Genomic DNA, 13,789 nt, shown 5'->3' with positions numbered 1-13,789 from the left:
ATGAAAACAAGTTTAAACTTTAGTGTTGAGATTCAAAAAGTCAATGATATTGTAACTCAAAGTAATAGCGTGCAAGAAAAGAGTAAAAATACAACTGCAGAAACTGGCAATAAATTTAGTGATTATCTTCAAGATAAGAAGGAAGTTAATGCCTCAGTAGCTAAAGAAGCAAAATGTGTAGCTAAAGATGATAAGAAAGCTGCTACTGATAATGAGCTAGAAGATGCTAAAGAATTAGATGAGAAAGTTAAAACTTTATCAAAAGATGATATTCTTCAGTGTTTGGCTGCATTAGTTGAAACTTTGAATCAGGCTAAGTCAGCAAATGAAGGAAATTTAAGTTTACAAGAAAAAGTAGATATGGTAGATAAACTTAATTCTTCAATAAATGAAAGTTTAATGAAGGCGTTAGAGTTAAAGAATAATTTAGATAATAATGGTTCCACAAATAGTACAAGTAAAGAAGTGGATCCAGCAAGTCTTATTAATAATTTACTGCAACTTCTTGATATGAATAATGCAGATGAATTACTTAATAAAAAGAGTTTAACTACAGCTCAGAGTTTACTAAATCAATTAGGGGTAGCTATAGATAAGGATGCTAATTTTAGTGGGAACAAAATAGAAGATAAGAATTTTCTACAGGACTTGCTAAATAAGTTAAAGGAAGAAGTCAGCTCACTTTTAGAAAAAGCGAACAAAGATGAAGTTTCTAATAAAGGTGATATTACAAAGATCATTATTCCAAAAGAGAATAATAAAGTTAATAATGCTGAGGGAACCAATAAAGCTCTTGAAAAAGTTGAAACTGTAGTTAAAGAAAATCCTAGCTATGAAAAATCTTCTAATAATAGTGGAAATGAGTCAAAGAATGATTCGAATCTTTCAAAAGATGATAAAATATTGAAATCTATTCTTGGAGAAGATAGCAAAGGAACACCTAAAGTTCCATTCTTTGCAACAAGTACAGTTCAAAGTGGAAATGTGGCAGCTATTAAAGAAGTACAAGTTGTTAATAGAGCTACAATGGCAGAAGATGTTATTAAAAGTGTTAAGTTTATGACTTCCAACAACTTAAAAGAGATGATAGTTAAAGTGAATCCAGGAAATCTTGGAGAAATTACTATTAGGTTGGTTGAAGAAGATGGAAATATGAAATTAAATATTAAGGCTTCTGCAAAGGAAACATATAATTTATTATCTCAACAAGCGTCTGAAGTAAAGAATCATTTAAGTAATCAAAATATAAAAATCCAAGAAGTTAATATTGGAGTATATGATGATGATACAACATTCTTTAAAGATGGCCAATTCCAAAATAACTTTTCTGAGGGAGAACACAAGAAAGGCAATTCAAATGCCAAAACATCTAAGGAAAGTTATACAGAAGAAGAACCTGCTGAGTCAGAGTTAAATGAATTGAGTAATATTAATATGTTAGCATAGGAGGTTTGAATATGGCTGATACAAATTCAGGAGTAAGTAAGAATACAAGTTATGGTGTGAGTGGGTTAGATTATTCGAAGACATCATCTAGTAAAACTGATAAAGGTACTAAGATAATTAAAGCAGGGCAAGGTATGGACAAAAATTCGTTTTTAAAAATACTTTCAGCAGAGCTTTCACATCAGGATCCTACAAAGGATGTTGACTCTACAGCATATGTAACTCAACTTGCTCAATTTGCTTCAATGGAGCAAATGAACAATTTAAATGCAACTTTGACTAAGAATTCAAATGAAAGCTTAGTTGGAAAAGGTGTAACTGTTAAAGAGTTGGATAGAGATGGGAATAACTATACTGGGATTGTGGCTGCAGTTGATACTGATGGAAATAGTACAAAAATTCAATTAAAGGTAGAAGATAATGGTACTTTCAGATATATACCTTTTGATATTGGTGATATTGTCAGTGTTGTTAATGTAGAAGACTATTCTATTCCACCATTGACAACCATGAATGGGAATATGGCTTTCTTATTAGCTTCATCCTTTATAAATCAAAAGGTTGAACTTTCCGAAAAGGATGACAAGGGAAATGCTATTAACGGTACTGTAAAAGGTGTATTTAAGGATAATGGAATAATTAAAGTAAGACTTCAATTAGATTCTGGAGAAATTAAAGAATACTCTTATGACAAGGTAGCGAAGGTTGGAGATTATACTTCTACTAAGTAAGAGAAAAATTTGAAATTCTTAATAAAGAAATAAGGTGATATTGTGGGCTATAGAATAATTAATGGCAGAGCTTATCCTGTAGGAAATATAGGTGGACTGCAAAAGGTTTCTACATCTAAAGTTAAAGATAAAAATGGAACAAGCTTTAAAGATGTATTAAATCAAACATTAGATAAAAATAGCGGATATACTTTATCAAAGCATGCAGCACAGAGACTTAAAGAAATAGGTTTTTCAGAAAATGATATGAAAAATATCGGGAAAGGTTTTGAGCTTGCAGAAGGTAAAGGTGCTAAAAACTCTGTTATGGTATACAAAGATGTGGCACTAATTGCAAGTATTGAGAACAAGACAGTAATTACAGCAATAGATAAAAATAGAGCAGAAAGCAATGTTTTTACAAATGTTGATAGTGTTGTAATACTATAGGCTGGACCTAAAATATAAGGAAGCCTAAACTTGCTGAATGATAGAGGCAAGTAATTATGAAAGTTATGGAGGTCAAGATAATATGTTAAGATCAATGTACTCAGGTATAAGTGGAATGAAGGTTAACCAAACTAAGTTAGATGTTATAGGTAATAATATCTCTAACGTAAATACAACAGGGTTTAAATCTTCAAGAGCTAAATTTTCAGACTTATTAAGTCAAAACAGTTCAAATGCTATGGCACCATCAGTTAATAGAGGTGGTACTAATGCTAAACAAGTTGGACTAGGTGTGCAACTTGCAAGTATAGATAAAATAATGACTCAAGGTTCGATGCAAACTACAAATAGAGCTTTAGATGTAGCTATAGATGGTGATGGATATTTCATAGTAAGTGCTGGACCAGTGATAGCTGGAGATAATACTATTCAAGTAAGTCAAAAGGCTGGAATTCACGCTATTAGTGAGCAGTCGCTTTCTAATTCAGGAACTGAATTAAATTATACAAGAGATGGTGGGTTCTCAGTAGATAAAGATGGAAATCTTTTAACTGCTAGTGGATATAGAGTTATGGGGTATTCATTAACTAATGATGATAATGCTCAAGCAGCTACATCAGTATCGCCAAATGCGGTTACAGCAGGAGGATTAACATTTGCTTTTGGTCCTGGAACACAATTAAATGGATATAGCGTAGTTTTAGGAAAGGTAGGGCCTGGTACTTCAACAGCTTGTAAAGTAGATAAAGTTAAGCATGAAATAATAGTAGATGGTGATTTTTCGCCTTCAGGTAACTTAAAAACTGACCAAGTACAAAAGGCTGTTAATGATGGTTTGACAGCTGAAGGAATATCACAATCTATAACAGTAGGTGGAATAGTTGAAACAATTACTGGTATAGATTCTAAAACAATAGCTGGAGGTACTGATGCAACTGCACCAGGAAAAGTGCAAGTTGGTGGATTCTCTATAGAATTTAATCAAGGGGCAGCTTTAAATGGCTATACTTTCAAACTAAGATCAATAAATGAAGCTACTCCAGCTGCAGAAATAGTGCCATCAGATCCAAAAGTAATTTTATTAGACGGAAATTTTTCAGAAGGAAATATTAACATTGATACATTAAAGAGTACAATCAATGATTATCTTATTTCAAAAAATATTGGAGATGTAAATAATAAGCCAATAAAGAATATAACTAATAATTCATCAGGATTTAGTTATGTTAAGGATAAAACAACAACATCAGTAGCAGCTGAAGCTCCTAGTATTTCTTCTACTTCAGGAACAGTAACTGCAGCAACTGGTATGTATGGCTTTACTGTGGATTTAGTTGGTAAAGGAGATGACCTTAATGCTTATCATTTAGTAATGTCGAATGTGGCTGGTGCTCCAGTTACTGCGACAGTTGATAAGAGTGCAGGAACTATAACGATATCTGGTCAGTTAGATACTATTAATGCTGGTAATATTGATACTCTTAACCAAACAATAGCATCAAAACTAAGTTTAAGTGGAATTTCTAATCCTACAATTAAATTATCAGGAACTTATACAGGAACAGCAGGAACTTCTAAGCTTTATTTTATAGGCGGAAAAGATGAAGTTTCAGCAAATCCAGATGGAATAAATTTAGGTGGTTTTAACTTTAGCATTCCAAAACCAAGTGAATTAGTAAATGATGGTAAGAGCGCAAATTACCTTGATGGTTATCAGTTTAATATAATTAACATTACTGGACCTAGCTCGCCAACAGCTGTAGAACAAGCACCAGCAGGATCTAAGATTATAAATATATCAGGTGATTTTACATCAGCAGGTTCGGTATCTTATACAGCATTGCAAAATGCAATTAATAATGCTTTAGGTTTAAATGGAAGTGCACTTGTGACATACAAGTCTGGAACATCAAAAGCTTTTTCAGGAATAACATCAAGTCAAATTTCTGGTGGAGTTGATAAGAAAGATCCAGATCAAATACAAGGTGCCATAGGTGATATGAACTTTAACATTAAAGGTGGTGCTGCTCTAAATGGATATAAGATACAGGTCGGAGCAATTACTGATTCTACCTCAGTTGACGTTGATACAAATTCTAAGACAATAACTGTAAATGGTAATTTTGTATTAAGAGGAGCAGTAACAGGAAGAGAAGTAGAGAGTGCTATAAATAATAAATTAAATAATCTTGGATTAATGGGATCAGTGGAATATGTAAGAGGAAATGCTGTACCTATAGATAGAACTTATGCTCATTCAGATAATGCAAATGGTGGTACATCAGTTCAAAGTTTAGGCTCTGACGGATCGGTGTATTATGTAAATGCTAGTAATAATTTGAAATCTTATGACGGTATGTTAAAGTCCTTAAAGATTCCAGAAAAAGTGAGAATAGCAGGAACAAGTACTGACCTTCAAGTAAAGAGTTACTCTATTAGTGGAACAGGAATAATAAATGCAACGTTATCAGATGGTAGAGTTGCAGCACTTGGACAAATAGCTATGGCTAGCTTTAGAAATCCAGAAGGGTTAACAACTGTTGGAGATAATATAGTTACTAAGTCAGTTAACTCAGGTGATCCTGTTATAATGAGTGGTACAGGAACTACTGGTGATGATAACAGTAAAGGCTATGGAGTATGCAGACAGGGATATCTTGAAATGTCTAATGTTGATTTAGCAGAACAATTTACTGACATGATAGTTACAACTAAAGCATTCCAAGCATCAGGTAAAATGATATCTACAGGTGATGATATTCTAACAGAAATTATTAACCTTAAGAGATAATTTACACAAGATAGTATAATAATATATAGGATTAAGATTAACTTAATCCTATATATTAGTTAATCTTATATAACTATGTGTAATAGGGGGAATAGAAAATGATAGAAGTAACTGGAATGAATAATAAGGAGTTTGTTCTAAATGCTGATCACATAGAGAAGCTTGAAGAAGTTCCTGAAACTATCATTACTTTAACAAATGGGAAAAAGTATATAGTCCTTCAAAGCATCGATGAAGTAAGAGAAAGAGTAATAAAGTACAAAAGAAGTATATTTAACAGCAACTTCTAGAAAAATAAACTAGAGAATTAAAAAGAGCACAATATAGAAGTTAACATATTGATTGCTGGAAAAGAGTGGGAGTGATTTAAATGGCTAAAAATGAAAATATTGAAACAGAAAATTCACCTAAAAAGGGAAATAAAATGATGATTGTTGTTGTTCTTGCACTAGTTATTGCAGGTATAGGGACTTTTGGTGGCGTGTATTTTTATATGCAAGCAAAAAATACTGTTACAGTAGCTAAAGTTGAAACAGCAAATTATCAACTTATGGAAGATACTCAAATTAATTTAAGTGACAAAGGCGCAAAAAAGTATTTAAAAACATCAGTAGCTTTATCTTATGATAAAAGTAATAAGAACCTAGCAAAGGAAATAGAAGAGAAGAAATTAAATATTCAAGATGCGACTGTATGGTATTTAAAAGGAAAACAGTCTACAGATTTTGAAGCAGATAAAAAAGAAGAGCTTAAAAAAGGCTTAGTTGAAATAATTAATAAGGAATTAGACAAAGGTAAAATAGTAGATGTACTATTTACTGGAGCAAAAAGTACTAATTTCGTAATACAATAGTGATATGGAATTGATTGAAGTAATAGCGAAATTTATAGGCGCCTTAATAATAATTTTTGCACTAATGGTTATCGTATTAAAATATACAAGACAAGGCATAAAGAAAACTACAGGTAAGAAATATGTAAAAGTAGTTGATAGAACTCAAATTTCAAAAGATACTTTTATTGTAGTTGTGCGTACTGGTGAAGAAGGTATGGTAATACTTACAGCAGCAGGGCATACAGAAAAATTAAAGGATTTATCTAGCGAAGAGATGGATAAAATTGAAAATGATAATGAAGAATATCTTAGAGAAATGACACAAATGTATGATAAATTTATAATGTCATCAAAGAAGAAACTTCATTTAGCTATAACCAAAATAAAGTCGAAGGAAGATAAGCATGAATAGAAACAAGAGAAAATGGATTTATATAATTTTGTTTTCATTAGCTATAATTGGGTTTACTAGCGTTATAGCAAATGCTGCACCAGAAAAAATAAATTTACCTAATGTAAATATAAATGTTGGTGGTGATGGAACAAGCAATGATTACGTATCAAATATAAAACTGCTTATATTCTTTACTATTTTAAGTTTGTTACCATCTATAGTTATAATGGTTACATCTTTTACAAGAATAGTTGTTGTATTTTCATTTTTAAAAAGTGCTATTGGTGCTACCCAATCAATACCTAATCAGATATTAACTGGACTAGCTATATTTCTAAGTGTATTTATAATGATGCCAGTTTTTATTCAAATGAATGATAAAGCAATCAAACCTTATTTGGAGAATACCATTACTCAAGAGCAGGCAATTGAGGAAGGGTCAAAGCCATTAAAGGAATTTATGTATAAGCAAACGAGAAAAAAAGATTTGGAATTATTTATTGAAATTGCGAATTTACAAGATGACCAAGAATTAACTAAAGAAAATGTTCCTTTTTATGTAGTTATACCTGCATTTGCTATTAGTGAATTAAAAACTGCATTTCAAATTGGATTTTTAATTTACCTACCATTTTTACTTATAGATATTGTAGTTGGTAGTGTGCTGATGGCCATGGGGATGTTTATGTTACCTCCGGCAATGGTGTCCTTACCCTTCAAGCTATTATTGTTTGTTATGGTAGATGGATGGTATCTATTAACGAAATCTCTGATTATGAGTTTTGGGTGAGGTGATGGTCTATGAGTGAAAGTTTAATAGTAGGCATTATAAAAGATGCTGTGGTAACAGGATTAAAAGTAGCAGGTCCAATTTTGGTTGTGGCTATTATAATTGGGCTTATAATAAGTATTTTTCAGGCTACAACACAAATACAAGAACAAACACTTACATTTGTACCTAAACTTATAGGTGTTGCAGTTGTAGGAATCTTGTTAGGAAGTTGGATGTTACATACTCTTATGAGCTTTACTGAAAGAATATTTGAAATGATTGTCAAAGTTTCAACATAGGGGGTAGTGCAGTATGATTGATACAGCCTACTTTCTAGCTATTTTTTTAATATTAGTAAGGATAACTACATTCTTTTTTGTAGTTAAGATATTTTATCCAAGAGGAACTCCTGTGATATTAAAGGCAGCATTAGGTATTATTTTGTCTTTAGCAGTTGCATCTAGGATAGATAGCAAAGTTGTACTTGAAATTTCAAATAATTACATGCTAGTCGTTGCTATAGTAAGTGAAGTTATGAGTGGTTTAATATTAGGATACATAATAAATGTTATTTTTGAGATAGTTAAAATGGCAGGAGCTTTTATGGATGCACAGTTAGGTTTATCTATGATGAGCATGTTAAATCCAAGCGATAATTCTAATAGTACATTACTATCAAATCTTTCTTATTATATGGCAGCAGTAATCTTCTTTATAGTAGATGGACACCATGTGTTAATTAAGTGTATTATAACAAGCTTTGATGTTGTTCATGTTGGACAATCTATACTATATGGAGATACATTTTATATAATATTAGATTCTTTTATAAAGTATTTTATTATAGGTGTGAGGATTGCAATTCCTATAATAATAATTGGACTTATAACAGATTTATCTATGTCATTAGTTTCAAGGACAGTACCTGCTATTAATGTAATGGTGTTAGGTATGCCAGTAAGACTTGCAGTTGGACTTATTACTTTTGTGGTATTTTTGCCAATTATGATAAAGTTAATCATATCAACATTTGGAACTATACCAGATATTTTAAGTAAGTTGCTAAAAAGTATGACGGCTATGCCCTTGGTACTTTTAGTTGCAAGTGATGATAAAACAGAAGAAGCTACGCCAAAAAAGAAGAATGAAGCTAGAAAAAAAGGACAAATTGCTAGAAGTAAGGATGTTGGGTTAGCTATAACAATGTTAGCTTGCACAATGATCATTATTATGTTTAGTGGAATGATAGTTGTAGGTTTAAAGGACTATATGCAACTTACTCTGCAATCAGGAATCCTAGAGGATTTAGATGTAGTGTCTGTAAAATATATTTTTATAGACTTGATTTGGAAATCATTTAAAGCAATACTACCGGTAGCTGTTCCTATAATGATAGCAGGGGTAGTTGGGAGTCTTATGCAGACAGGATTTATTATTACTGGAGAGCCTCTTAAGCCATCCTTAAGTAAATTAAATCCAATATCAGGATTAAAGAATATGTTCTCTAAAAAAAGTGTAGCAGATTTAGTGAAAAATTTAATTGTTGTTTCTATAGTAGGGTTAATAAGTTATAAATATGTAATGAATAATTATAATTCTATACTTCAAATATCTAGTTCATACTTACCTTCACTGGGGAAGGACCTTTTAAAGTTATTTTCAGGACTTTTTATTCAGATAAGTATAGTACTAATTATTATTGCAGCAGCAGATTATTTTATACAGTTAAGATTTTATAATAAAGATATGAAAATGACCAAACAAGAAATAAAAGAAGAGTATAAACAAATGGAGGGTGACCCTCAAATAAAAAGTAAAATTAAACAAAAACAAAGAGAGATGGCTACAAGGCGAATGATGTCTTCAGTGCCAGATGCAACGGTAGTAATAACTAACCCAACTCATTTAGCTATAGCTATAAAATATGAGGATGGAGTTACAGAAGCACCTAAGGTAGTGGCAAAGGGTGCAGATTTAGTTGCTTTGAAAATTAAAGAAATTGCAAAAGAAAATAATGTACCTATTATGGAGAACAAACCATTAGCAAGAATGATTTATGGGCAAGTTGAAATAGATCAAGAAATACCACAGGATATGTATCAAGCTGTGGCAGAAGTTTTAGCAATGGTATATAAGCTTAATAAATAAGTTTAATATATGGTATGTATAAAGGATGGGATTAATTTGGCAACTGTAAATAAGAAAAAGTTTGATATAAAAAGTAATCTTGATGTTCTAGTTGCCTTTGGTGTAATTGGAATAGTAATGATGATAATCATACCTTTACCTAAAGGGATATTAGATGTTTTGTTAGCATTTAATATAACATTATCCATAGTTATAATCCTTATAACTATGTTTACGACAAATGTATTGCAATTTTCAGTGTTTCCTACTCTGTTACTTGTAACTACATTAATAAGATTAGCACTTAATATATCATCAACAAGACTTATTTTATCAGAGGCGGATGCAGGTAAAATTATAGAAGCCTTTGGAGAATTCGTTATTAGAGGAAATTATGTGGTTGGTATAATTATATTCTTGATTATTGTAGTAATTCAATTTATAGTTATAACAAATGGTGCTGGAAGAGTATCAGAAGTATCAGCAAGATTTACTTTAGATGCTATGCCTGGTAAGCAGATGAGTATTGATGCAGATTTAAATTCAGGTCTTATAGATGAGGCTATGGCAAAGAAGAGACGTCAAGATTTGCAATCAGAAGCAGATTTTTATGGGGCAATGGATGGTGCTTCAAAGTTCGTAAAAGGAGATGCTATAGCATCTATTATAATAACAACTATTAATATTATTGCTGGTATTGTAATTGGAGTTTTAATGCATGGTATGGATGCAGCTACAGCAGCTCAAACATACGTAAGATTATCAGTTGGTGATGGACTTGTATCGCAGGTGCCGGCACTACTAATTTCAACAGCATCAGGTATACTTGTAACACGTTCTGGTAGTCCAGATAACTTTGGTAAGACATTAGCTACACAACTTACAGCTTTCCCAATAGCAGCTGGAGTTGCTAGTGGTGTCATGCTGTTTTTAGGATTAGTTCCTAATATGCCAAAGGTAGCATTTTTTGCAGCTTCTTTAGCTACAGGAATTCTTGCTTATCTTTTATATAAAGAAGAAACAAAGCAACAAGAATTAGAATTAGCTCTTGAAGAAGATGAACTAGTTGAAATGGAACGTACAGAGCCTGAGAATGTAATGAATCTTATCTCTGTTGAACCTATGGAAGTTGAAATTGGCTATGGGCTTATTCCTTTAGCAGATGAAACTACTGGAGGAGACTTACTACAAAGAATCGCTTCGGTAAGAAGACAATGTGCAATTGAGATGGGAATTATAGTTCAACCAATAAGAATAAGAGATAATTTACAATTAAAGACTAATGAATATGTAATTAAGATAAGGGGAACAGTAATAGCATCTTCAGAACTTATGGCAAGTATGCTTTTGTGTATGGATCCAAATGGTGATAGTTCTGAAATACAAGGAATTAAAACCGTCGAACCTACATTTAACTTGCCAGCTGTATGGATAAATAAGGATCAAAGGGAAGAGGCTGAAATTAAAGGGTTAACGGTGGTAGATCCAACAACCGTAATGGTGACCCATTTAACAGAAACAATTAAGGCACATTCATATGAATTATTAGGAAGACAAGAAGTTAAACTTATTGTTGATAATACAAGAGAGAAATATTCAACTGTTGTTGAAGAATTAATACCTGATTTGATGACTATTGGAGAATTACAAAAAGTATTACAAAATCTATTAAGGGAAAAGGTTCCTATAAAAGATATGGTAACAATAATGGAATCACTAGCAGATAATTCAAGAAATACAAAGGATATAGAATTGTTAACTGAGTATGTAAGATTCGCTTTAGCAAGAACAATATGTAATCAGATAATTAATGAAGAAAGAGCTGTTACTGTAGTTACATTAACTCCAGAACTAGAAGAACTTGTTGCTTCAAATGTTCAAAAATCAATGCAAGGATCATTCCCAACAATTGATCCAGATACTACAACAAGAATCTTCCATAATATAAGAGAAACTATAGATTCAGTATATTTTTATAATAATCAACCGGTGATACTAGTTTCTCCAAATATTAGAGCAGTATTTAGAAAGTTAGTTGAAATGGCATTCCCTCACGTAATGATTATTTCATTAAATGAAATACCAAACGATATTGAAATAAGAACTGAAGGAGTTGTATCAGTGTAAATGGTTATAAAAAAATATACAGCAAACAATATGAATGAAGCACTTACTAGAATTAGACATGAACTGGGAAAAGAAGCTGTAATTATAAGCCAGAGAAAGATTAAGAGACCAGGAATAAAAGGTTTTTTTTCAAGTAAATTGATAGAAGTAACTGCAGCAATTGAAAATTCTACTTTAGGATCAAGTAAGAAGGCAGAGGAAAAACAGTCTGATGATCTTTTCAAAGAATCTCTACATAACTTTAAAAGAGTTATGAGTAAGGAAATTGGGACTAAAAAAGAGACAGAGCCAGCTGAGAATAACCAACTTCAAGCAGAAGTTGCTGAAATGAAAGAACTTCTAAATAAGGTTATTAAAAATACTGATAAAGGTGAGGCACCAGAAGATGAACTTCTTACTTTAATTAAGGATATAGATATAGATGTTCAGTTTTATGAAGAGTTAAAAACTAAAGTTGGAGATGAAGATATTTCTGACAAGTTTCGAAAGGTAATTGAAGATGAAATAGAAATATCTAAAGATGAATTAAGTGGGAATGTAGTATTTGTAGGTCCAACTGGAGTTGGTAAAACAACAACTATAGCAAAACTTGCTGGAAAGCTTTCTCTGATAGATAAGAAGAAAGTTGGTTTAATTACAGTAGATACATATAGGATTGGTGCTGTTGAACAGTTAAAAACATATGCGGAAATTATGAATATTCCATTTAAGGTGGTAATAACCATGAAGGAAATGGAGGAGGCAGTAGAATCAATGAAGGATTGTGATATAGTACTAATTGATACTACTGGAAGAAGTAGCAAAAATACTATGCAGATTTCTGAACTTAGAGCATTTGTTCAAAAGGCTAATCCAGATTCCGTTAATTTAGTAATTAGTGCAACTACTAAAAATAGAGACATCAAAACAATTTTAGAAGGATATAAGGAATTAGAATATAAGAGTGTGATAATAACTAAACTTGATGAAACTTCAGTTTATGGGTGTATATATAATATTCGTAAAATTTCTAAGCAACCTTTACGATTTATAACTACTGGGCAAAATGTTCCAGATGATATAAAGGCGCCAACAAAAAGTGATATTATAAGATTTATATTTGGGGAGGAAGCCCTATGTTAGATCAAGCTGAAAGATTAAGACGATTGGTTAATGAAGAGAATAATGAAAACTATAGGAAAGCAAAAATAATTACAGTAACATCTGGTAAAGGTGGAGTTGGAAAAAGTAACTTTGTAGTAAATCTTGGAATAACCCTTCAAAAAAAGGGAAAAAGGGTCTTAATTTTTGATGCTGACATAGGTATGGGAAATGATGATGTACTTATGGGGGTATACCCAAGATATAATGTATTTGATTTAATAAAAGGTAGAAATATAGAAGATATACTTGTTGAGGGACCAGAAGGAATAATGTTACTTCCAGGCGGATCTGCATTAAATCAAGTAGAAGATCTTCAAAGTAATGAAAGAGATATATTTTTAAAAAAGCTAGAAAGCTTAGATGGGTTTGACTATATACTTATGGACACTGGAGCGGGAATAAGTAGAAGTGTTTTAGCGTTTATTGCGTGTTCTGAAGAACTTATAATAATTACTACTCCAGAGCCAACATCATTAACTGATGCATATAGTTTAATAAAAGCTACAGATCACTTTAACATTAAAGACAGGGCTAAAGTTGTAGTTAACAGAGCGTTTACAAAAGAAGAAGGTCAAGAAACTTTTAGAAAGTTTGAAAGAGCGATAAATAGATTTTTATCTGTTAAGGTAGAGTATTTAGGATGTATTCTAGATGATAGAAAACTTGTTCAAGGAGTAAGAGAGCAGGTTCCCTTTGTACTTTCGTATCCTAATTCAGATGCTTCAAGATCAATTGAGGAAATCTCAAAGAAGTTTTTAGGAGAAAGTTCAGATAGTAAATTAGGTGCTCAAGGACTATTTAAGAAGTTATTTAATATATTTTCTTAGAGAAAAATTATGATAGTTTGAAGAACGATAAAGAAAAGTATTCACTTGTAGGTAAGGTAATTAGGTGTGACAAATGTAAAGATGGATAGTACATTTGTGGATATAAACGAAAAAAGAGAGAAATAAGACAATTAAAAAGGTATTTAATGTAATGAGAAAACAGCGCG

General features: G+C 31.6%; 13 protein-coding genes and 1 pseudogene. All 14 read left to right on the top strand.

What is annotated here, in order from left to right; all coding sequences use genetic code 11:
* The 14 genes and pseudogenes from FAY47_RS02100 to FAY47_RS02035 all read left to right on the top strand — a co-directional run bounded on the left by FAY47_RS02100 (position 1) and on the right by FAY47_RS02035 (position 13,622).
* Positions 1–1,446, top strand: coding sequence for a flagellar hook-length control protein FliK (locus tag FAY47_RS02100; protein WP_143314733.1), 1,446 nt, complete (start codon positions 1–3; stop codon positions 1,444–1,446).
* Positions 1,447–1,457: 11 nt separating this feature from the next.
* Positions 1,458–2,177: a flagellar hook capping FlgD N-terminal domain-containing protein gene (locus FAY47_RS02095; RefSeq protein WP_143314732.1), complete on the top strand. Its 720-nt coding sequence runs from the start codon at positions 1,458–1,460 to the stop codon at positions 2,175–2,177.
* 42 nt (positions 2,178–2,219) lie between these two features.
* On the top strand, positions 2,220–2,606 hold the full coding sequence (locus tag FAY47_RS02090) for a TIGR02530 family flagellar biosynthesis protein (protein WP_143314731.1): 387 nt from the start codon (positions 2,220–2,222) through the stop codon (positions 2,604–2,606).
* Between the two features lie 82 nt (positions 2,607–2,688).
* A pseudogene (locus FAY47_RS21280) lies at positions 2,689–3,198 on the top strand (flagellar hook-basal body complex protein); the annotation flags it as partial.
* Positions 3,178–5,397 (top strand): flagellar hook-basal body complex protein, encoded by a 2,220-nt coding sequence (locus FAY47_RS20775; RefSeq protein ID WP_341480394.1) that lies wholly within the window; start codon positions 3,178–3,180, stop codon positions 5,395–5,397. The pseudogene FAY47_RS21280 and the gene FAY47_RS20775, both read left to right, overlap by 21 nt.
* A gap of 98 nt (positions 5,398–5,495) precedes the next feature.
* Positions 5,496–5,687: a flagellar FlbD family protein gene (locus FAY47_RS02075; protein ID WP_143314730.1), complete on the top strand. Its 192-nt coding sequence runs from the start codon at positions 5,496–5,498 to the stop codon at positions 5,685–5,687.
* 80 nt (positions 5,688–5,767) lie between these two features.
* Entirely contained in the window at positions 5,768–6,250 is a 483-nt protein-coding gene (locus FAY47_RS02070) for a flagellar basal body-associated FliL family protein (RefSeq protein WP_143314729.1), read from the top strand.
* A gap of 4 nt (positions 6,251–6,254) precedes the next feature.
* On the top strand, positions 6,255–6,644 hold the full coding sequence (locus FAY47_RS02065; RefSeq protein WP_143314728.1) for a flagellar biosynthetic protein FliO: 390 nt from the start codon (positions 6,255–6,257) through the stop codon (positions 6,642–6,644).
* On the top strand, positions 6,637–7,416 hold the full coding sequence (gene fliP, locus FAY47_RS02060) for a flagellar type III secretion system pore protein FliP (protein ID WP_143314727.1): 780 nt from the start codon (positions 6,637–6,639) through the stop codon (positions 7,414–7,416). Before FAY47_RS02065 ends, fliP begins: the two co-directional genes overlap by 8 nt.
* Before the next feature lie 11 nt (positions 7,417–7,427).
* The gene (gene fliQ, locus FAY47_RS02055) at positions 7,428–7,697 is read left to right on the top strand and encodes a flagellar biosynthesis protein FliQ (protein ID WP_143314726.1); all 270 of its coding nucleotides are present in this window, start codon (positions 7,428–7,430) and stop codon (positions 7,695–7,697) included.
* A 13-nt stretch (positions 7,698–7,710) separates the two neighbouring features.
* The gene (locus FAY47_RS02050; protein ID WP_143314725.1) at positions 7,711–9,546 is read left to right on the top strand and encodes a fused FliR family export protein/FlhB family type III secretion system protein; all 1,836 of its coding nucleotides are present in this window, start codon (positions 7,711–7,713) and stop codon (positions 9,544–9,546) included.
* 36 nt (positions 9,547–9,582) lie between these two features.
* Positions 9,583–11,652, top strand: a complete 2,070-nt coding sequence (gene flhA / locus FAY47_RS02045; protein ID WP_243129513.1) for a flagellar biosynthesis protein FlhA — start codon at positions 9,583–9,585, stop codon at positions 11,650–11,652.
* On the top strand, positions 11,653–12,774 hold the full coding sequence (gene flhF / locus FAY47_RS02040) for a flagellar biosynthesis protein FlhF (protein WP_143314723.1): 1,122 nt from the start codon (positions 11,653–11,655) through the stop codon (positions 12,772–12,774).
* Positions 12,768–13,622: a MinD/ParA family protein gene (locus FAY47_RS02035; protein ID WP_143314722.1), complete on the top strand. Its 855-nt coding sequence runs from the start codon at positions 12,768–12,770 to the stop codon at positions 13,620–13,622. The genes flhF and FAY47_RS02035 overlap by 7 nt, the downstream gene beginning before the upstream one ends.
* The last annotated feature ends 167 nt before the right edge of the window (positions 13,623–13,789 follow it).

The organism is Clostridium sp. HBUAS56017 (genome assembly GCF_007115085.1).
GTDB classification, from domain to species: Bacteria; Bacillota; Clostridia; order Clostridiales; family Clostridiaceae; genus Clostridium; species Clostridium cibarium.
Note: the sequence above shows the minus strand (reverse complement) of the source record. Positions and strands in the feature narration are given on the sequence as shown.